The 19,604-nt window shown below is 72.4% G+C and carries 12 protein-coding genes and 1 pseudogene; 2 read left to right on the top strand and 11 right to left on the bottom strand.

Annotation, left to right across the window (positions count from 1 at the left end; genetic code table 11):
• Entirely contained in the window at positions 1-1,056 is a 1,056-nt protein-coding gene (locus tag O7621_RS07435) for an NADP-dependent oxidoreductase (protein WP_282233334.1), read from the top strand.
• Positions 1,057-1,216: 160 nt separating this feature from the next.
• On the opposite strand, the gene O7621_RS07430 is transcribed toward O7621_RS07435, so the two are convergent.
• The 5 genes and pseudogenes from O7621_RS07430 to O7621_RS07410 all read right to left on the bottom strand — a co-directional run.
• On the bottom strand, positions 1,217-1,675 hold the full coding sequence (locus tag O7621_RS07430) for an rRNA adenine N-6-methyltransferase family protein (protein WP_282233333.1): 459 nt from the start codon (positions 1,673-1,675) through the stop codon (positions 1,217-1,219).
• Positions 1,676-1,698: 23 nt separating this feature from the next.
• On the bottom strand, positions 1,699-1,938 hold the full coding sequence (locus O7621_RS07425) for an rRNA adenine N-6-methyltransferase family protein (protein WP_282233332.1): 240 nt from the start codon (positions 1,936-1,938) through the stop codon (positions 1,699-1,701).
• Between the two features lie 298 nt (positions 1,939-2,236).
• The gene (gene desII / locus O7621_RS07420) at positions 2,237-3,679 is read right to left on the bottom strand and encodes a dTDP-4-amino-4,6-dideoxy-D-glucose ammonia-lyase (protein WP_282233331.1); all 1,443 of its coding nucleotides are present in this window, start codon (positions 3,677-3,679) and stop codon (positions 2,237-2,239) included.
• 34 nt (positions 3,680-3,713) lie between these two features.
• On the bottom strand, positions 3,714-4,931 hold the full coding sequence (locus tag O7621_RS07415; RefSeq protein ID WP_282233330.1) for a dTDP-4-dehydro-6-deoxyglucose aminotransferase: 1,218 nt from the start codon (positions 4,929-4,931) through the stop codon (positions 3,714-3,716).
• A gap of 83 nt (positions 4,932-5,014) precedes the next feature.
• Positions 5,015-5,501, bottom strand: a pseudogene (locus O7621_RS07410) (GTPase HflX); the annotation flags it as partial.
• A 449-nt stretch (positions 5,502-5,950) separates the two neighbouring features.
• Between O7621_RS07410 and O7621_RS07405 the strand changes: the two are divergent.
• Complete coding sequence (locus tag O7621_RS07405; protein ID WP_282233329.1) at positions 5,951-7,210, top strand: transposase; 1,260 nt, start codon at positions 5,951-5,953, stop codon at positions 7,208-7,210.
• On the opposite strand, the gene O7621_RS07400 is transcribed toward O7621_RS07405, so the two are convergent.
• The 6 genes from O7621_RS07400 to O7621_RS07375 all read right to left on the bottom strand — a co-directional run bounded on the left by O7621_RS07400 (position 7,207) and on the right by O7621_RS07375 (position 19,598).
• Positions 7,207-9,117, bottom strand: a complete 1,911-nt coding sequence (locus O7621_RS07400; protein WP_282233328.1) for a helix-turn-helix domain-containing protein — start codon at positions 9,115-9,117, stop codon at positions 7,207-7,209. The two genes, O7621_RS07405 and O7621_RS07400, sit on opposite strands and share 4 nt — an antisense overlap.
• Positions 9,118-9,403: 286 nt before the next feature.
• Entirely contained in the window at positions 9,404-10,744 is a 1,341-nt protein-coding gene (ccrA, locus tag O7621_RS07395) for a crotonyl-CoA carboxylase/reductase (RefSeq protein ID WP_282234483.1), read from the bottom strand.
• 102 nt (positions 10,745-10,846) lie between these two features.
• Positions 10,847-11,560 carry a class I SAM-dependent methyltransferase gene (locus O7621_RS07390; RefSeq protein ID WP_282233327.1) on the bottom strand — a complete coding sequence of 238 codons (714 nt, stop codon included), beginning with the start codon at positions 11,558-11,560 and terminating at the stop codon, positions 10,847-10,849.
• Between the two features lie 11 nt (positions 11,561-11,571).
• Positions 11,572-12,882: an activator-dependent family glycosyltransferase gene (locus O7621_RS07385; RefSeq protein WP_282233326.1), complete on the bottom strand. Its 1,311-nt coding sequence runs from the start codon at positions 12,880-12,882 to the stop codon at positions 11,572-11,574.
• Positions 12,882-14,174, bottom strand: coding sequence for a P450-derived glycosyltransferase activator (locus tag O7621_RS07380; RefSeq protein WP_282233325.1), 1,293 nt, complete (start codon positions 14,172-14,174; stop codon positions 12,882-12,884). The genes O7621_RS07385 and O7621_RS07380 overlap by 1 nt, the downstream gene beginning before the upstream one ends.
• Positions 14,175-14,228: 54 nt before the next feature.
• Positions 14,229-19,598, bottom strand: coding sequence for a type I polyketide synthase (locus O7621_RS07375; RefSeq protein WP_282233324.1), 5,370 nt, complete (start codon positions 19,596-19,598; stop codon positions 14,229-14,231).
• Positions 19,599-19,604: the final 6 nt, after the last annotated feature.

The raw sequence follows: 19,604 nt of genomic DNA, 5'->3' as shown, positions 1-19,604 counted from the left end.
TTGAAGATTGCAAAGTGGGTCGTACGCGAGCACGTCGACGGCGTCCCCGACACCGACCGGATCTACGAGAAGGTGACCGAGGAGGCACCGGTAGCGCTCGGCGACGACGAGATGCTGTTTCAGACGCGGTACGTCTCGGTCGATCCGTACCTGCACGGGCTCGCCCTGGAGACGCCGGTCGGGCAGCACATGATCGCAGACTCGATCATGGAGGTGGTGGAGGCCGGACCGGACGCCCGCTTCCAGGTGGGAGACCTGGTCCAGGGCTATGGCGGTTGGCGTAGCCACGTCGTCGGCACCGGCGGCGAGGTGCTGTGGCAGGGTGAGTCGTTCCCGATGGTCTTTCCCGCCTACCGCAAGCTGAATCCGCAGCACTACGACGACGTGCTGCCGGTGGCGACGGCGCTGGGAATCATGGGAGGGCCGGGCATCACCGCGTGGGGCACGCTGACGCATTTCCTGACGGTCCGCCCTGGTGACACGCTGGTGATCAGCGGCGCCTCGGGGGCCGTCGGGACCCTGGTCGGGCAGCTCGCCAAGCGGGCCGGTGCGCGGCTGGTGGGGACTACCGCGTCCGCGGAGAAGGTCCCGTTCCTCACCGAACTCGGCTTCGACGCCGTCGTCGAGTACCGACACGGTGACGAGCCGGGCCGGGTACGGGAGGCGCTGGTCAAAGCCGCCCCGGACGGCATCGACAGCTACTTCGACAACCTCGGTGGCACGGTCACCGACGTGGTCTTCACCATGCTGAACGTGCACAGCCGGGTCGCGGTCTGCTGGCAGTGGGCCACCCAGGTGGGCCGCGAACAGACCGGGCTACGTCTCCTACCGATGATCATGTACCCCCGTGCGACCATCCGGGGCATCTTCGCACACGAGTGGTTCACCGAGGAGAACCTGTCGAGGATGCGCGACGAACTCGGCGGCATGGTCCGTCGCGGGGAACTGACCTACCAGCAGACCGTCCACCACGGATTCGACGAGATCCCGAACGCGTACCACAGTCTCTACCATGACCGGGGCGGTAACCGGGGTAAGGTCCTGGTCGCCGTTTGACATCCTCGCCGCCCTGAACTAAACGGCGGCGATTCCAGCCACGCCGCGCGTGACACGCGCAGCGTTCTGGTGGGTTACCGTTTCACCGCGCGGTGCCGGGACGGGTCCCGGTCCTACCCGCGCTCCACGGTCGTTGAATTTGGTGGCAGCCACGTGGGAATCACGCCGCCATGGCCTGACGAGTTGGTCGTGGGGCCGGGACAGGACCGGCCCCACGGTTGGCCCGCGTCCAGTCCTGCAGGTCGGGTCGGCTGATTCGCCCCGACCGCTGGATGATCTTCGCGAGGCCATGTCCTCGACCGGTGAAGACCGTCCGGACGAGGTCCTGGTAGCCCTTGCGGTCGGTCACCAGCGGCGTCTCCCGACGATCGATCGTAGACAGTCCACCGTCCACCGAGGGCACCGGCCGAAAAGCTCGCGCCGGCACCCGTGAGTGCAACTCGAAGTCGTACCAGGGCCACCAGCTGCCCGCACCGACGGCACCACCGCGCCAGCTCGCAGTCAGCAGCGTCGCGCCGCCGACACCCGCCCGGCGGCGGGCCACCTCCCACTGCACCAGCAGCACAGCCGCGTGCCAGTGGTCGGCGGCGAGCAGGGTCCGGATGATGGAGGTAGTCATGTGGAAGGGGGACGTCTCGACGATCACGTGGGGGGTTCTGGGGAAGCCGGAAGCGCAGGATGTCGGCGCAGACCACGGTGACGTTCTCTGGGGTCTGTCGGCCCAACCGCTTGGCGCTTGGGGTCGATCTCCACGGCGGTTACTTTCCTGTCCTGCCGGCTCAGCGGAAGGGTGAGGGCGCCGTCGCCGGCTCCGATCTCTACGATCGGGCCCTCGGTCCGGGCGACGAGGTCGGTCAGATCGGTGATCAGCGAGCGGTCCACCAGGAAGTTCTGGCCGAACTCGTGTCGTCCGACGTGCTCGTGGTAAGGCGTGTGCGTGCTCCGCGTTCATCGTTTCGGAGCCGGTCGGCTGGAAATACCGCACCGGCGGTGATCCGTTGCGCGGCGGAGCTCAAAAGAGCGATAGTCCGCCGCTATGCGCGGCGGGACCTGATGAAACACACAACACCCATCTCCGACACTAGACCCGACTCTGCGGAAGACGTGGGCCCGGACGCGGCTCAAACGCCGGGCACGTCGGTTTTTTCACATTTGTCGCCCGCGCCGCCGCCGATCTCCGTCAGCGGAGAAAACCGCGTCGTACCCCCCACCCGTCAGCGATGTCAATCTCCATCTGGTTCAACCGCGCGGTCACGGCCTGGTCGAATCCGTCCAGGAAGTACTCGTCGTCCGCCTGGGGGGTAACCGTCGCGCCGCTGGTCACGAAGGACTCCGTCACCTCGGTGAGGGTGGTGCCTGGCCCCACCGTGCCGATGCGGTAGCGGTCCGCCCCGGCCAGGCCAGGGAAGCCCGCCTCCCGATAGAGGTAGACGTCCCCCAGCAGATCCACCTGCACCGACACCTGGGGGTGCGCGGTGGGCCGCATGGTCTCCGGCCGGATTCGGACCAGTTGTACGTCGGCGCCCATCATCAGGCTGTGCAGGGCGTAGCCGTAGTCGACATGCAACGTCGGGGTACGCTGCGCCGCCTTCTCCCGGAACCGGTTCAACTCGTCCTGGAGTTCGGCACGCTCGTCCGGGGAGAGTTTCCCGTCCGGCCGGCCACTGTAGTCCTCGCGTAGGTTGATGTAGTCCAGTGGGCGGTCCGGCGCCGCCTCGTTGAGTTCGACGATGAAGTCGACCAGCGCGCTCAACCGCCCGGCGCGACCGGGCAGGACGATGTAGCTGAGCCCGAGGCGGATCGGCGCCTGCCGCTCGGCGCGCAACTGCTGGAACCGCACGAGGTTGTCCCGGACCCGGCTGAACGAGCCCTGCTTACCGGTGGTGGCCTGGTACTCCTCGTCGGTCAGCCCGTACAGCGACGTCCGGACGGCGTGCAGGTCCCACAGGCCCTGCTCGCCCTTGAGCTTCTGCTCGGTCAGCGCGAAGGAGTTGGTGTAGAGGACGATCCGGAAACCCCGCCCGGCTGCCCGGCTGACCAGGGCACCGAGTCCGGGATTGGTGAGCGGTTCCAGGCCACCGGAGACGTACATAGCGTCGCGGTTGCCGGCGGGAACTTCGTCGATGACAGCCGCGAACATCTCGTTTCCGCCGGCCAGCGAGGATGCCTGGTACCGGGCACCGGTGACCCGGACGCAGAAGTGGCAGCGGAACATGCAGGTAGGCCCGGGGTATAGACCGACAAGATGCGGGAACGTCGGCTTTCTGGCGAGCACGGCGTCGAAGACACCCGCCCTTTCCAGGCTCAACACGGTGTTCGTCCAGTAGCGGCCCGAGGGGCCGTTCTCGACGGCGGACCGCAGCGCCGGGATCCGGGTGAACAGTTCCAGCAACCGCTCGAAGCCGGCCCGGTCCACGCCGAGTTCGTGGCGCGCCTGTTCGAGCGGCACGAAGGGCGAGTTCCCGTAGACACGCGCCAGTGCCGCCAACCGGTGAGCGACCGGGCCGATCTCAGCCGGCGGCACGAGCCCGGTGCCCGTCACCTCCTCGTGCAGTGCCTGCGCTACCGCCGTCAGATCGCTGCCAGGTATCGCGGAGTTCGTCACGGACATCTCTACCGTCATGGGCCCTCCCCCACGTTCATCCGGTACCGGTCGGTCAGCCGGCCGGCACCACGCCCTCGGACTGCTGGTGCCACCGGGCGGTCAGTTCGGATCCCCGGGTGGCCGCCAACCGCACGATGTTGCACACCCTGCGGATGTCCTCACGGGAGATCATGGATCCGGTCGGCAGCGCCACGACCCTCGCCGAGAGGCGCTCGGTATGCGGCAGGTGCAGCACCTCCTGCCGGGACCGGTACGGTTCGATCTGGTGGCACGGCGGGGAGAAGTAGCGCTGCGCGACGACATTCTCCGCCCGCAGCAGTTCGACGAGCAGGTCCCGGGGGAGCCCGGTGATCTCCTCGTCGATCTCGACGATCACGTACTGATAGTTGTGCCGCTCATCGGGATCGATGTCGATCACGCTGAGGCCGGGTACCCGGGCCAGCTCGCTGCGGTACTGCTCGTAGTTGTCCCGGTTGTGGCGGGCCACCTCGGGGAACGCGTCGAGCGAGGTGAGCCCCATGGCGGCGGACGCCTCGCTCATCTTGGCGTTGGTGCCGCCGGCCGGGCTGGGGGTCCGCAGGTTGAAGCCGAAGTTCGCCAGGCTGCGGATCCGATCGGCCAGGTCGTCGTCGTCGGTGACGATCGCCCCGCCCTCGAAGGCGTTGACCACCTTGGTCGCGTGGAAGCTGAACACCTCCGCATCGCCGAAGCTTCCCAGCGGTCGCCCCTGCGAGGTGCAGCCGATGGCGTGGGCGGCGTCGAAGAACAGCCGCAGGCCGGTGTCGGCGGCCAACTTCTCCAGCGCGTCCACGTCACAGGGGCGCCCCCACAGGTGGACGCCGAAGATCCCCGACGTGCGGGGGGTCACGGCGGCGGCCACCGCCGCCGGGTCGATACCCCCGGTACGCGGATCGATGTCGCAGAAGACCGGCTCCAGGCCGAGCCACCGGACCGCATGCGCGGTTGCGGCGAAGGTCAGTGACGGCATGATCGCCTCGCCGGTCAGCTCCGCCGCGTGCACGAGCAGTTGCAGGGCCACCGTCGCGTTGCAGGTGGCCACGCAGTTACGGACCCCGGCCAGGTCGGCCACCCGCTCCTCGAACTCCCGCGCCAGCGGCCCGTTGTTGGTCAGCCACTGGTTGTCCAACGCCCAGGACAGGCGGTCGAAGAACCGCGCCCGTTCGATCCGGTTGGGTCGCCCGACGTGGATCTGCTGGAGGAAGCTGGCGTGCCCTCCGAAGAGCGCCAGGTCCCCGAGATCGCGCTTCATGGTCCTGCCTCCTCCCGCGGTTCACGGCTGCGTCCGGCCCCGGGCGCCCCCGGACCCGGCTCAGGTCCTGGCGTACTCGCCCAGAGCGACTGACCCCAGCCACGCAACCGGGGCGGCATGTACTGCATCTGGGCCAGAGCCACCTGCGCCTTGCCCTCGCGGGACGTGGCGTGCTGAGCGAAGACGTCGAGGATCAGCGCGGTGCGGTCCACCACCTTCGCGTCGACGACCAATTCCAGGCGTACCGACTGGGCGGGACGGAGACCCGAGGTAGGTCCCCGGGTCCGGCCGGTCGCGGCGCTGGATCACCCCGTCGAGCACCATCGCTCCCGCCGTCTCAGCCAACGCCGCCAGTTCGGCCAGGGACCGTTCGGCCTCGTCGAGCGTGCCGGCAATCCGGACCCCGACCAGCACCACCCGTTCCAGCCGGACCTGCCGGTACTCGACCTCGGTGACGTCGGTCGTCTCGGTGGACAGGCCGGCGACCCGCCGCAGCGCGGCCCGGTCGTCCCGGTCGAGTTGCGCGCCGTCGATGTCCTCGGCGCCCGGCCGGACATCGGCGTTGTCCATCAGGGCGTCAGCCCTAGCCGAGTACCGAGGACGGTGCGCTGCGGAGGTCATCGGGCTCCTTAGCAGGTCGGTGGGGCGGCGGGTCGCGGGTAGGACCCGACGGGGCTGGAACCCGGGGGGGGCAGGACCGGCGCCTGCCGCACATCACGACGATTGCCGATCTCCTAGAAAGGCTTCCGCAGAGTGGCGCGGGATGCGAGGTTCGCCGGTCACACATTTCGCTGCAGTCCGGGCTGTGAGGTGTGGTGGCGTCACCGGGTGCCGGGACCGCAATCGACCGACACTCTCGGATGCACACCCAACTACGTTCGGTACGCAACCACCATCGATGGTCAAGTGTGGTTCCAACGCACCTGGGCAAGATCGGGCCACCGGGCGATCGTGGGACGAGGGCCGGGCCCTGGCCGTGATCAGCGCATCGCCCCACCAGCAGCCGGAGGAGAGTGCCGATGCCCGACGTCCAGGAGAAGAGCCGAACGCGACGGGCCGATCTGGACACGGTGTCCAGGGCGTGCGGCACCCTGCTGGCCTCGCTGCCCCGCGCCGACCAGCGACGCAAGGGCGAGATGTACGTCCGGGGCCTGCTGACCTCACCCGGTCGCAAGACCATGCGCAACCTGGCCACCAGCACCGACGATCCGGCGGCGGCGCAGAGCCTGCACCACTTCATCAGTTGCTCCACCTGGGACTGGACGGTCGTCCGCGCCTCCCTCGCCCGCCATCTGGACCGGCTGCTGTCGCCCCGGGCCTGGGTGGTGCGGTCGATGCTGGTGCCGAAGACCGGCCGGCACTCGGTCGGAGTGGAACGTCGGTACGCGCCGGCGCTCGGCGAGACGGTGAACAGCCAGCAGAGCTACGGGCTCTGGCTCGCCTCGGAGACGGCCGCCGCGCCGATCAACTGGCAACTCTCCATCAGCAAAGGGTGGCTCCAGGACAACCGGACCCGGATCCGCGCCACCGTCCCTGCGGACGAGGACGGCACGGCCGGCGACGGAGCGGCGGTCCAGGCAGTGCTGAAGGCCGCGGCCTGGGGCATCGAGCCGCGTCCGGTGGTGATGGACGCGCGGTACTCGGCGCTGCCCCCGCTGGTGGAGGCGTTCACCGCAGCGGGGTTGCCGTTCCTGCTGCGGGTCAGCGGGGGCTGCACCCTGCTGGCCGCCGGGGTCGGCCAGGGCAAGACCCGGGTCTCGGCGGCCTCCGCCGAACACCTGCTCGGCCTGGCGCGGGGCCAGCGCCGCCCGGTGGAGTGGATCGACCCGGCCAGCCCCGGGGCCCGGCGCACCAGCCTGGTGGCGCCCTTGCAGGTGTACTGGCCGGGTACGCCGGACGCCCGCCCGCCCGGCTCGTACGCCGGATCCGCCGCCGGGTCGATCCGGACGACCGCACTCGGGCTACCGCTGACGCTGCTCGGCACGTGGCAGACGTACGAGCGCGGGGTACGGCAGGTGTGGCTGACCAACATGACCGGCGCCGGGTACGGCCCGCTGCTGCGGCTGAGTCGGCTCACCCGCCGGGTCGAGACCGATTTCTCCGACATCAGCCTCGACGTCGGGGTGCAGGACTTCGAGGGTCGGTCGTACCCGGGCTGGCACCGGCACGTGACCCTCGCGTCCGTGGCGCACGCCCTGCGGATGCTGGGGCGCCAGGAGGCGTCGGTAGGCCCGGCCGGCGGCCCGGGTGCCGCCCACCGGGCCGGAAGTGGGGCCTAGTCGTCGCGTTCCGCGCAGAGCAGGTCCCGGACCCGGTGCAGGCGCAGGGCGAGCTGCATGTCGAGGGCCCGGTCCGGTCTCTGCCAGTCGTCGCCGAGGAGCTGGGCGATGCGGTCCAGCCTTCGGGAGACGGTGTTCGGGTGGACGTGCAGCATCTCCGCCGCGCGGGTTCGGCTGCCGCCCGAGTCGAAGTAGATCTCTAGGGTCTCGGCGAGGTTGGCGAACCGCCGGGCGTCGTAGTCGAGCACCGGCCCGAGGACCCGGACGACGAAGCCGGGGACGTCGCGGCCGTCGGCCACCAGCAGCCCGAGGAAGCCCAAGTCCCGCGAGCAGGCCGCCCGTCCCGTCGCGTCCAGCGCGACCAGGGCGTCGACGCACCGGGCCGCCTCCTGGTAGGTACCTCTGACCGCGTCGGCGGTCCGCACCGGGCCGGCCCCGCCGGCGGTGACCGGCAGGCCGAGCATCCCGCCCAGTTCGCGGGAGACGTCCCGGGCCCGGGCTCCCGGGTCTTCCCCGGGCAGCAGCAGCACCGCGTGTCCGTCGCGCATCGCCTTCATACCGTCCAGCCCGTGCGCGACGGAGACCGCCCGTTCGACCACGCCGGGCGGGGCGGTGCCCTCGGGCCGGGCGACCACCACCACGTACGGCCGGTCCAGCTCGAACCGGGTCCGGCGGCCACGTTTGCCGTCCCGGTCCAGTTCCGGCCAGGGACCCAGCAGATCCTCCAGCAGCCGGTCGCCCGGACGACCCCGGATTCCGGCGGTCTGGGTCAGCAGCAGTGCGACGGACTGGGCGACAGCCGGCAGGATCGCCACCCGCTCGACGTCGAACGTCTCGTCGGGGTGGAACAGCACACAGCCGAGGTCGTCGGCGCCGGCGGTCACCGGCACCACCCAGGAGCCGGTGCTCAGCCGGGCGGGCCGGCCGGTGGTGCGGGCGCCGAGCCGGGCGCGGGACACTTCCCGCTCGTCGGGTGCAGGGAGGCCACCGACCACGACCAGCGCGACGCCGGCCCGGTCGCGGACCTGCAACGCCCCACCCAGCCGACGTACCGCGCTGGCGGCCAGGGCGTCCAGTCCGCCGCTGTCGAGGACAAGCTGGACCAGTTCGGGTTGCAGGCCGCTCACCTCCCGGACCGCGCTCAGCTCGGCGCGGGCCTGGGCGGCCTCCTGCTGGGCCTGCTTGAGGTCGGCCAAGGTGTCGCAGAGCACGCTGATCCGGTTCACGGCGGTCGCCGCGAGGTCGGCGAGCAGGCGCAGGGCGGCCACCTCGTCCGGGGCGAAGTGCCGGATCTGCCGGTGGCCGACGTGCAGGTCCCCGAGGTGCTGGCCGTCCACCCACAGGGCCACCGACAGGACGGCGTGCAGCCCCTCCGCGCGGATCAGGCCGTCGGTGACCGGGTGACGTTCGAGCCGCTCGTCGGTGAGGTGGTCGGCCGTCCAGGAGATCGGCTCACCGCCGCCGACGGGGACGAGCAGGCCGCGACGGCGGGGCAGCCGGAAGCCGTCGTTCAGTGTGGTTGCCGCGCCGACGGCCGAGGCGATGTAGGAGTCGCCGGTCACCTTGTCGACCAGGCTGACGAACGCCACGTCGATGGCGAGCAACAGTTGCGCCCGCCGGACGACCAGGTGCAGACCGGCCTCCAGATTCGGGGCCCCGGCGAGGTCCCGGGCGGTGTCGACGAGGGCGGCCAGTTCGGCTCCGCGCCGGCACCGCCGGCCGACGGTCTCCCGCAGCTCCAGGGCAAGCCGCTTGACCGTCACTATCCGGTCGAGCGCGGCCCGGTCCACGCCGTCGCGCTGCGCCTGCTGCACCAGCTCCTCGTAGCGTAGGACGGGCGCCTCCCGGGCCAGGAGTTCGAAGAACTGGAGTTCGTGGTCTCGCGACGGAGAACCGGAGCCAGTCATGCGTCCCACCACCTCGCACACAACGCCTACGGACATGGGCCAGGAATCCGGGAATCTCCGTTTACGGCCGTCGATACATCTAGCGTATCCCGCGCGGACCGCAACCGATCCCGCATGATCCTTTGTCGACGCTCCGGCGTGCACGGATCGCACTGTGCCCTGCCGCACCCGCGCAGAGCTGGTTTTTCGCCGTCGCAACCGGGCGCTCAGACCAGCCGGTCCGGCCCGTGCGAGTCTGCAGACACCTCCTGACTCTCCTGTCTGTCGCCAACCGTCGTGAGAGGTCTCACTCCGGCACGCGGAACCGGTTGATCTCGGGTAGGTGGCGCTCCCGCAGCTCGGCGTTCCGCACCCCGAGCCCGGACCGTGGCGCGAGTGCCAGGACGCCCACCTTGCCCTGGTGGAGGTTGTGGTGTATTTCGTACACCGCCTGGCCGGCCTCCTCCATCGGGTAGCAGCGGGACAGCGTCGGGTGGATCTTCCCCTTCACGACCAGCCGGTTGGCCTCCCACGCCTCCCGGTAGTTGGCGAAGTGGGTACCGATGATTCGCTTCAGGGACATCCACAGGTACCGGTTGTCGTAGACGTGCTCGAAGCCACTCGTCGAGGCGCAGGTGACCACGGTGCCGCCCTTGCGGGTGACGTAGACCGAGGCGCCGAAGGTCTCCCGGCCGGGATGCTCGAAGGCGATGTCGACGTCCTCGCCGCCGGTCAGCTCCCGGATCTGCCGGCCGAACCGCTTCCACTCCCGGGGGTTCTGGGTGTGCTCGTCGGACCAGAAGCGGTAGTCCTCGGCGACCCGGTCGATGATGGCCTCTGCGCCCATCCGGCGGCAGATCTCGGCTTTCTGCGGACTGGAGACCACGCAGACCGGGTTGGCCCCGCCAGCCAGCGCGAGCTGGGTGGCGTGCGCTCCGAGACCGCCGGTGGCGCCCCAGATGAGGACGTTGTCGCCCTGCTTCATCCGGGCCCCGTTGCCGGAGACGAGCTGCCGGTAGGCGGTGGAGTTGACCAGCCCCAGCGAGGCGGCCTCCTCCCAGGTCAGGTGAGCCGGCTTGGGCATCAGCTGGTTGGCCTTGACCAGCGCGATCTCGGCGAGCCCGCCGAAGTTGGTCTCGAAACCCCAGATGCGCTGCTCCGGGTCGAGCATGGTGTCGCTGTGGCCGTCGGCGGACTCCAGCTCCACCGAGAGGCAGTGCGCGACGACCTCGTCGCCCGGCCGCCAGCGGTTCACCCCCGGTCCGACGCGTAGCACCACGCCGGCCAGGTCCGAGCCGAGGACGTGGTACGGCAGGTCGTGTCGCCGGGCCAGCTCGGACAGGCGACCGTACCGTTCCAGGAAACCGAAGGTGGCCAACGGTTCGAAGATCGACGACCAGACGGTGTTGTAGTTGACCGAGCTGGCCAGCACCGCGACGAGGGCCTCCCCGGGACCGAGTCCGGGGACAGGCACCTCCTCCACGTGCATCGACTTGCGCGGATCCTTCTCCCGGCGGGAAAGGCCCGCGAACATCTCCGTCTCGTCCTTGTGCACGGTCACTGCCCGGTACGAGGACGGCAACGGCAGGGCGGCCAGCTCCCGCGCGTCCGGCTCCGGAGCGAGGATCGCGTCGAGGATGCGGTTCATTTCGGTGGTTTCTCGCACCTGTGTCTCCAGGAGTCGGGTGGGCGGGAAGGGGTCAGGTCACGTTCCGGCGTCCGGGGCCCAGCCCGGGGCCGGGCCGGGCGGTCAGGGGTGGACGCCGACGAAGAGCCCCCGGCCGGACGGGCCGGGTGTCAGGTACTCCGTGGTGAAGCCGGACCGCGCGAAGGCGCGCTCGTAGTCGGCCCGCTCGAATAGGGTGATCAGATGGCTCTCGTCGAAGTGCCGGATCCCACCGTCGGCGCTGGCCACCAGGTAGTGCACGGTGATCCGGGTGGTGCCGCCCTCACGCACCGAGTGGGAAACGCGGGAGATGGTGCGGCCGTCGACCTCCAGCAGGCTCGCGCCCACGTACCCGGGCGTGAACGTCTCCGGGAACCACCACGGCTCGAGGATCACCACACCCCCGGGGGACAGATGCGCGGCGAACCGGGCCAGCGTCGCGTCCAGCTCGGCTGTTGTCCCCAAGTGGCCCACCGAGCTGAACATGCAGGTGATGACGTCGTAGCGATGCCCCAGGTCGAAGGTACGCATGTCCCCGAGGTGCAGGGCCGCGCCGGGGTTGCGCTGCTGGGCGATGCTCAGCATGTCCGGGGCCAGCTCGACGCCGCCCACGTCGTCGAAGAGCCCGGCGAGGTGCCGCAAGTGCAGGCCGGTACCGCAGGCCACGTCCAGCAACGTCCGGGCACCTGGCCGACGGGCCCTGGCCAACGCCGTCAGCTCCTCCGCCTCTGCCGCGTAGTCCTTGCCTTTCCCCTGATACACCAGGTCGTAGACCTCGGCGATAGCGTCCGCGTACATCATGGATCGTGTCAGCCCTTCCACAAGTGGTCGGTGGCAGTGCCGGCCGGACGGCCGGACCGGTGCGCTGCGATGAGGGACTCCAGGATCCGGACCACCTCGGCCGGCGACGGTGCGGCAAGCAGCTCGTCGCGTTGCCGACGGGCAGCGGCCGTGATCGACGGATCGCCGAGGACCCGGGCCACGGCGGCACGCAGGGAGTCGGCGGTCAGCTCCTCCGGCCGGATGGCGATGCCCGCCCCGAGCCGTTCCGCCTGCTGTGCCTTGAGCGGGGCGTCCCACAACGACGGGATCATGATCTGCGGGACGCCGTAGAGCGTCGCCGCCGACCAGGTGCCCGCGCCACCGTGGTGGATGATCACGGCGCAGCTCGGCAGTAGCACGTCGAGTGGCACGAAGTCGCAGATCCGGACGTTGTCCGGAAGGTCGCCGAGGTGGTTGCGCTGGGCGTCGCTCAGCGTAGCCACGACCTCCACGTCCAGGTCGCCGAGGGCGCCGAGCAGCTCCTGGAAGGAGACCGCGTCCTTGCCGTACGTCTCCCGGCTCGACACCCCCAGGGTCAGGCAGACCCGGGGCCGCTCGGCCTTGGCCACCCACTCGGGCACCACCGACGGACTGTTGTACGGCACGTACCGCATGGCCACCCGGCGGCCGGGGACGGGCAGGCGGGTGCTCCCCGGTGTGGGGTCGACGGTCCACTCGCCGGTGACCAGGGTCTCCACCTCGTCCTCGCCGATCTGGCAGCCGTACCGGTGCAGCGTCCAGCGCAGCCATTCGGCCATCGGGTCCTCGCGCTGCTCGGCCGGCAGCCCCGCCAGCGCCTCGGTGAACAGCCGCCGGGAGTTGCCCACCACGTCGGGCCCCCAGAGCAGCCGGGCGTGCACCGCCCCGACGACCCGGGCCGCGAGCGGCCCGGCGTAGGTGAACGGCTCCCAGAGCACCAGGTCCGGCTGCCAGGAGCGGGCCAGCGCGACCATGTCATCCATGGTGGAGTCGCCGTTGAGCGGGGCGAAGCACAGCGCCGTGAGCATCGTCTGCTGGCCGAGAAGGTACTCCCAGGTCAGCACCTCGGGCCGGGTCTCGGTGAAGTCCAGGCCCCGCTGGTACGGCACCAGGTCGCCACCGATCTCGGTGAGCAGGTCGATGATCGCCTGGTCGTCGCCGACCGGGACGGCGGTCAGCCCGGACGTCACGATGGTGTCGGTGAGCGAGGGCTGGCTCGCCACCCGGACCTCGTGGCCGGCCGCACGCAGCGCCCAGGCAAGCGGTACCAGGCTGTAGTAGTGGGTGTTGTGCGCAAAGGACGTGATCAAAACACGCATCAGCTGGCCTCTTTCGTCGCCGGGCGGTCATCGGACTCAGGGGTACCGCCGTCCCGGGTGACCGGGAGCCGGGCGTGGCCGAGCAGGACGGGCGAGCGTCGCCACCGGACCCCGCGCCCGGCCGGCCGCAGCGTGGGTGCCGCCTCGGCCAGGGTCCGCAGGGCGGTCGTGACGACGAGCCGGATCAGCTCCCCCGCCCCGGCCAGGTGCGGCACCCCGACGAGTCCGAGCGCCGGGGCCGCCGGGCGGGTCAGGTCGAAGCCGTCCCGACCGGGGTCGCCCGCCGCGAGCACCGCCCGGTTCGCGGCTGCGACCAGCACGACCAGGTGACCGTCCGCCGGGACGAGCTGCCCGACGACGGTGACGTCCTCCAGCGCGACCCGGCTCTCCAGACGCACCGGAGGGAACCAGCGCAGGGTCTCCTCGACGGCGATGGCGGCCAGATCGGGGTCGGCGCGGAGCAGGGCCCACTGCGCGGGTCGGTCCAGCAGTGCCCGGACCGCGTTGCAGAGCAGGGTCGTCGCCGGTTCGGCGGTGCCGACCGCCAGGGCAAGCCCGGCGGTCACCCGGTCGTCGGCCCGCACGTCAGTGGCCGGGCCGGCTGCGGACGCGCCCTGGGTCGCCGCGGACGCCTCGGCGAGCAGGCCGGCCAGTTCGGCGGTGGCGGCCGCCATGGCCAGGGCGTGCGCCACGGTCTGCGGGCAGAGCCGGCTGTCCAGGGTCCGGCCGGCGGCGGCCAGGGTCTGCTCGAACCGGCCCTGCCGACCGGCCGGCACCCCGAGCAGGTCGGCCAGGACCGACGCGGTCAGTCGGCGGGCCAGGGTGGCGAGGTCCACGTCGGTCCCGGCCCCGTCGAGCAGGGTCAGGGTGCTCTTCTCGACCCGGATCCGCAGCCCTGCGGCGTCGGTGCGCAGGACCGGGCCGCCGAGCCTGGTGAGCGCGTCGAGTCGCCGCCGCGTCTCCGGCCCGTAGTCCAGCGCGGTACCGGCCAGCGGCAGGGTCTGCTCGGCGGGGCGGTGCCCCGACCGGTTCAGCCAGCCGAACCGGTCGTCGGTCAGCACCTCGCCGGCCACCGCGGCGTCCCCGGTCACCCAGGTGTCAAGGTGGTCGCTGCGGAACAGCGGCCCGTGCGCGACCACCTGTTGCTCGTACCGGGTCGGGTCGTCGGTCTCCGCCCGCAGGATCAGCGCGTACGGGTCGCCGTGGTTGCCGGCGAACCACTGCGCCGCGCGGGTCAGTTGCAGCCGGCGAGCCCAGGTCGCGGGGTCTCCGTCAATGAGGGCTGTGGTCATCTGCGTTTCCTCCTGCTGTCGTCGGGTCAGCGGGGACGGACCGGACCGGACGGGTCACGGCACGCGGGTCGGGCACACCTCGTCGAGCCACGTGTGCACGGTCGCGGCGGTGACCACCGCGTGTTCGGTCATCATCGAGAAGTGGGTGCCGGGCACCTCGGTGCTGGTGTGCGCGCCGGCCCAGTGCGAGCGCCAGTCCTGCCTGGCGTCGTCCGGCCAGGTGCTCATCGGCTCGCCGGCGTACAAATGCAGCACGGGTGCCCGGGTCGGCCGGGGCGCCCAGTCCAGGAGCATCCGGTGGTACGCGCCCATGGCGGTCAACCGGGTGTCGTCGACCGGCAGGACGGACCGTTCGGTGGCCCAGGCCAGCATCTCCTCACGCCACATCCCCATCGCCCCGGGGGCGGCGGGGGTGTAGATGTCCATCAGCACCAGGGCCACCGGCCCGCTGCACTGGGCCTCCAGGTGCAACGCCAGCGCGTGTGCCATGTTCGCCCCGGCGGAGTGGCCCACCAGGACGAAGGGTCTCCCGGCGGCGTACGCCCGGACGGCGTCGGCCTGGGCGTCGAGCAGAGCGTCCAGCCCGGCGGGCAACGGCTCGCCGGGCAGGAAGCCGGTCTGCGGCAGCACAGCGACGTCGCGCTGGCCGGCCAATGCCGCGGCGAAGGCCGTGAACTCCCGGGGGCCGGACGCCACGGCGGTGCCCGCGCAGCAGATCAGCAGAGGGCCGCCCGCCCCGGTAGCGAGCGGCACCGGCGTCGGCTGCCGCCCGTCCAACTCAGCCGGGCCGGTGAAGAGGGGACGGAAGGTGGCGACGGCGCCGAGGACCGTCACCGCTTCGCCGGCCCGACCGTCGCCGACCGCCCGCCGGTACATGCCGACCAGGGCGCTCTCAGCCGCCGACGGGGCCGCTGCGCCGGCCACGTCCGAGCCCAACCGGTGCAGATGCGCGGCGAGGGCGTCGGGGGTGCCGTGGTCGAAGACCACGGCACCCGGCAGATCCAGCCCGGTGGCCGCAGCGAGCCGGCGGCGCAGGTGCACGGCGGCCAGAGAATCGACACCGAGGGCGGCGAACTCCGCGTCGGCCGGGACGTCGTCGGTGCCGTCGTGCCCCAGCACCTCGGCCGCCTCGGCGCGGACCAGGGCCAGCAGGGCGGCCCGGTCGGCGGTCGCCGGCAGGCGCCGCGGCAGGTCGGCGGGTGCCGGGTCGGCCGGGCCGGGCTCCCCGGCCGGCAGATCAGCCAACAGCGGGGCGGGTCGGGCGGCGGCGAACCCGGCGGCGAACCGGGCCCAGTCCGTGTCGGAAACGGTCACCCCGGTCTCGTCGGCGTCCAGGATCCGCCCGAGTGCGGTGAGCGCGGCCTCCGGGGCCATCGCGCGCACGCCCCGCCGGCGCAGGTACTCCTCCCCCGCGCCCTCGCCCATCCCGGCCCCGCCCCAGACGCCCCAGGAGACGGAGGTGGCGGGCAGCCCGGCGGCGCGGCGGCGCGCGGCGAGCGCGTCGAGGGCGGCGTTGGCTGCCGCGTACGCGCACTGCCCGCCGCTGCCCCATACCCCGGCGGCGGACGCGAAGGTGACGAAGGCGTTCAGGTCGCCGGTGAGGTCGTGCAGGTGCAGCGCCCCGGCGACCTTTCCGGCGAAGACCTCGGCGAACGACTCCGCGCTGGTCTCGCACAGTGGTGACACCTGCGGCACGCCCGCCGCGTGGAAGACTGCGGTGAGCGGCGCGTCGGCAGGCAGATCGGCGAGCAGGCCGGCCACCGCGGCCCGGTCGGCGACGTCGCAGGCGACCACGGTCACCGAGGCGCCGAGCGCGGTCAGTTCCGCCCGCAACGCGGCGGCACCGGGGGCGTCGTCGCCCTGGCGGCTGGTGAGCACGAGGTGCGCCGCCCCGGCGCGCGCCAGCCAGCGGGCGGTGTGCGCGCCGAGCGCCCCGGTGCCGCCGGTCACCAACACCGTGCCGCGTGGACGCCAGGACCGCGCGGCCGCCGGCGGCAGGGCGGGGACCAGCCGGCGGGCGTACGCGACGCCGTCCCGGACCGCTACCTGGTCCTCCGCGCCGGTCAGGGCGGCCCGGAGCCGGTCCCAGTCCTGGTCGTCCGGCTCGGCCGGCAGATCCACCAGGCCGCCCCAGAGCCGGGGCAGTTCCAGCGCGGCGACCCGGCCGAAGCCCCAGAGCTGGGCCCCGGCGACTGACGGACCCTCGCCGGCCGTCACGGTGACCGACTGCCGGGTCACACACCACAGTGGCGCGGGTACCGCCCGGTCGGCCAGGGCCTGGGTGAGGAACAGGGTCGCCAGCACCCCGCTGGGCACCGCGACGAACCGGGGATGCGGCCGGTCGTCGTCGCCCAGCAGGCTGAGCACACCGTCCGGACGGGTGCCGCCGACGGCGTCAGCCAGCAGCGCGGCGAGGGTGTCCCGGTCGACGTCGGAGGCGTCCACAGTCACCGGGGTCACCGTGGCACCGGCGCGCCGCAGGGCTGCCTCGGCCGCGCCGGGCAGCGACGGGCGGCCCGGGTGGGTGGGCGCCAGGAGGATCCAGTGCCCGCTCCGCGAACCGCGGCCGGCGGCCGGCGGCGGCAGAGGCCGCCAGTCGATCCGGTACCGCCAGTCGTCGACGCGCGGGGCCGGCGGGGCGGGCGGGGACACCCAGTACCGCCGGTGCTGGAAGGCGTACGTGGGCAGCTCGACCCGGCGGGCGCCGGTGCCGGCGAAGAGCCGGGACCAGTCCAGTTCGGTGCCGCCCGCGTACGCGGTGGCGAGCGCGGTCAGCAGGGTGGCCGCCTCCGGCCGGCCGGGGCGCAGCAGCGGTACCAGCACCGGCTCCCGCCCGGTGTCGGTGTCGGTGAGGCTCTCCTCGGCCAGCCCACACAGCACCCCGTCGGGGCCGAGTTCGACGAAGGTGGCGACACCCCGGTCCCGGGCCGCGTGCACCCCGTCACGGAACCGGACGGGCCGGCGGACGTGCCGGACCCAGTACTCGGGGTCGCGCAGCTCCTCGGCGGTGGCGAACCGACCGGTCACGTTCGACACCACCGGGATACGCGGGGGGTGGTAGGTGAGGCCCCGCGCCACCTGCCGGAACGGCTCCAGCATCGGATCCATCAGGGGCGAGTGGAACGCGTGGCTGACGGTGAGGCGCTTCGCCTTGTGGCCGAGGGCGGCGCAGCGCTCAGCGACGGCCAGCACGATCTCCTCGTCGCCGGAGAGGACGACCGCGCGAGGCCCGTTTACCGCAGCCACCGCGGCCCGGTCCCCAAGCCCGGCCAGCAGCGGCGCGACCTCGGCCTCGGTGGCCCGGACCGCCACCATCGCGCCGCCTGGCGGCAGCTCGCCCATCAGCCGCCCGCGCGCCGCGACCAGCGCGCACGCGTCGTCGACGGCGAGCACCCCGGCAACGTGGGCAGCGGCCAGTTCGCCCACCGAATGGCCGAGCAGCGCGTCGGGGCGCACTCCCCAGCCGTCGAGCAGCCGGAACAGCGCCACCTCGACGGCGAAGAGGGCGGCCTGCGCGTACCGGGTGCCGTCCAGCAGCCGGGCGTCGGCCGAGTCCGGCTCGGCGAAGAGCACCCGCAGAAGGGGACGGTCGAGGTACCGGTCCAGCCCGGCGACGAGCTGGTCCAGGGCGGCGGCGAAGGCCGGGTAGGCCCGGTACAGCTCCCGCGCCGCACCCACCCGCTGGCTGCCCTGCCCGGTGAAGAGGAAGGCGGTCCCGCTATCGCGCCGTACCGTGTCCCGGACCAGGCCGGGTGCGGGGCCGCCGGCGGCCAGCGCGTCGAGGGCGTGGCGCAGGCCGTTCCCGTCGGGTGCCAGCAGCACCGCCCGGTGGGCCAGGGCGGCCCGGGTGGTGGCCAGGGAGAACCCGACGTCCAGTGGGTCCGGTTCGGTGGCCGCAGCCAGGTGCGCACGCAGGCGATCGGCCTGGGCGCGCAGCGCGGCTTCGGTGCGGGCGGAGAGCACCCATGGCATCAGCGGCATGGCCGTCGGAGGGGCCGCCCCGGCGGGCGGGGCCGGGGCGGCGGTGGAGGGTGTGGGCGGCTGCTCGACGATCACGTGGGCGTTGGTGCCGCTGACGCCGAACGCGGAGATCGCGGCCCGTCGGGGCGCCCCGGACACCGCCGGCCAGGGCACCGCCCCGGTCGCCAGCCGGACTGCCCCGGTAGACCAGTCGACCAGCGGGGTCGGCACCTCGGCATGCAGGGTGGGTGGGATCGTCCCGGCCCGCATCGCCATCAGCATCTTGATCAGTCCGCCGACGCCGGCCGCCGCCTGAGCGTGGCCGATGTTGGACTTCAGTGAGCCGAGCCAGAGCGGCCGGTCCTGGTCCCGGTCGGCGCCGTAGGTGGCGAGCAGGGCCTGCGCCTCGATCGGGTCGCCGAGCCGGGTACCGGTGCCATGCGCCTCAACCACGTCGACCTGGTCGGAACCGAGCCGGGCGTCGGCCAGGGCCAGCCGGATGACCCGCTGCTGGGCCGGGCCGCTCGGGGCGGTCAGCCCGTTGCTGGCACCGTCCTGGTTGACCGCCGAGCCCCGAATCAGCCCCAGCACCCACCGGCCGTCACGGACGGCGTCGGAGAGGCGTTGCAGAACCAGGACGCCGACGCCCTCCGCCCAGCCGGTGCCGTCCGCGCCCGCGCCGAAGGCCTTGCAGCGGCCGTCGGCCGCCAGGCCCCGCTGCCGGGAGAACTCGACGAAGGCCGCCGGGTCCGGCATCACGGCCACCCCACCAGCCAGCGCCAGCCCACACTCCCCCCGGCGCAGCGCCTGCACCGCCAGGTGCACCGCGACCAGCGAGGACGAGCAGGCCGTTTCGACGGTCAGCGCCGGGCCCTCCAGCCCGAGTACGTACGAGATCCGTCCGGACAGGACGGCGTCCGCGCCGCCGGTCAGCCGGAAGCCCGCCGACCCCTCGGGCACCTGCGACGGGTCGGTCGCGTACCCCTGGTGGGCGGCGCCGACGTACACCCCGGTCCGAGAGCCGCGCAGGCTCCGCGGATCCGTCCCGGCGCGCTCCAGCGCCTCCCAGGACACCTCCAGCAGCAGCCGCTGCTGCGGGTCCATCACGATCGCCTCGTGCGGGGAGATCCCGAAGAAGGCGGCGTCGAAGTCGCCCGCCCCGGTCAGGAACCCGCCCTGCCGGCAGTAGGTGGTGTGCGGCGACTCGGGATCCGGGTCGAACACCGCGTCAACGTCCCAGCCCCGGTCGGCGGGGAAATCACCGATCGCGTCGGTGCCCGACGCGACCAGCCGCCACAGGTCCTCGGGGGAGGCCACCCCGCCCGGGTAGCGGCAGGCCATCCCCAGCACGGCGACGGGCTCGTGGAGCGCTGCGAGCAGTTCCCGGTGTTGTCGGCGCAGCCGCTCGGTCTCCTTGACGGAGGTCCGCAGCGCCTCGATCACCTTGTCGGGGGGCATGGCCATGGGTGG

This window comes from Solwaraspora sp. WMMD937, from assembly GCF_029581175.1.
GTDB lineage: Bacteria > Actinomycetota > Actinomycetes > Mycobacteriales > Micromonosporaceae > Micromonospora_E.
This window is presented reverse-complemented; position numbering and strand designations above follow the sequence as displayed.

Excerpts from the sequence above, each read along its gene's own strand:
- O7621_RS07430 (WP_282233333.1), bottom strand. The coding sequence starts at position 1,675 with ATGACTACCTCCATCATCCGGACCCTGCTCGCCGCCGACCACTGGCAC.
- desII (WP_282233331.1), bottom strand. The coding sequence starts at position 3,679 with ATGACGGTAGAGATGTCCGTGACGAACTCCGCGATACCTGGCAGCGAT.
- O7621_RS07415 (WP_282233330.1), bottom strand. The coding sequence starts at position 4,931 with ATGAAGCGCGATCTCGGGGACCTGGCGCTCTTCGGAGGGCACGCCAGC.
- O7621_RS07405 (WP_282233329.1), top strand. The coding sequence starts at position 5,951 with ATGCCCGACGTCCAGGAGAAGAGCCGAACGCGACGGGCCGATCTGGAC.
- O7621_RS07400 (WP_282233328.1), bottom strand. The coding sequence starts at position 9,117 with ATGACTGGCTCCGGTTCTCCGTCGCGAGACCACGAACTCCAGTTCTTC.
- ccrA (WP_282234483.1), bottom strand. The coding sequence starts at position 10,744 with ATGAACCGCATCCTCGACGCGATCCTCGCTCCGGAGCCGGACGCGCGG.
- O7621_RS07390 (WP_282233327.1), bottom strand. The coding sequence starts at position 11,560 with ATGTACGCGGACGCTATCGCCGAGGTCTACGACCTGGTGTATCAGGGG.
- O7621_RS07385 (WP_282233326.1), bottom strand. The coding sequence starts at position 12,882 with ATGCGTGTTTTGATCACGTCCTTTGCGCACAACACCCACTACTACAGC.
- O7621_RS07380 (WP_282233325.1), bottom strand. The coding sequence starts at position 14,174 with ATGACCACAGCCCTCATTGACGGAGACCCCGCGACCTGGGCTCGCCGG.
- O7621_RS07375 (WP_282233324.1), bottom strand. The coding sequence starts at position 19,598 with ATGGCCATGCCCCCCGACAAGGTGATCGAGGCGCTGCGGACCTCCGTC.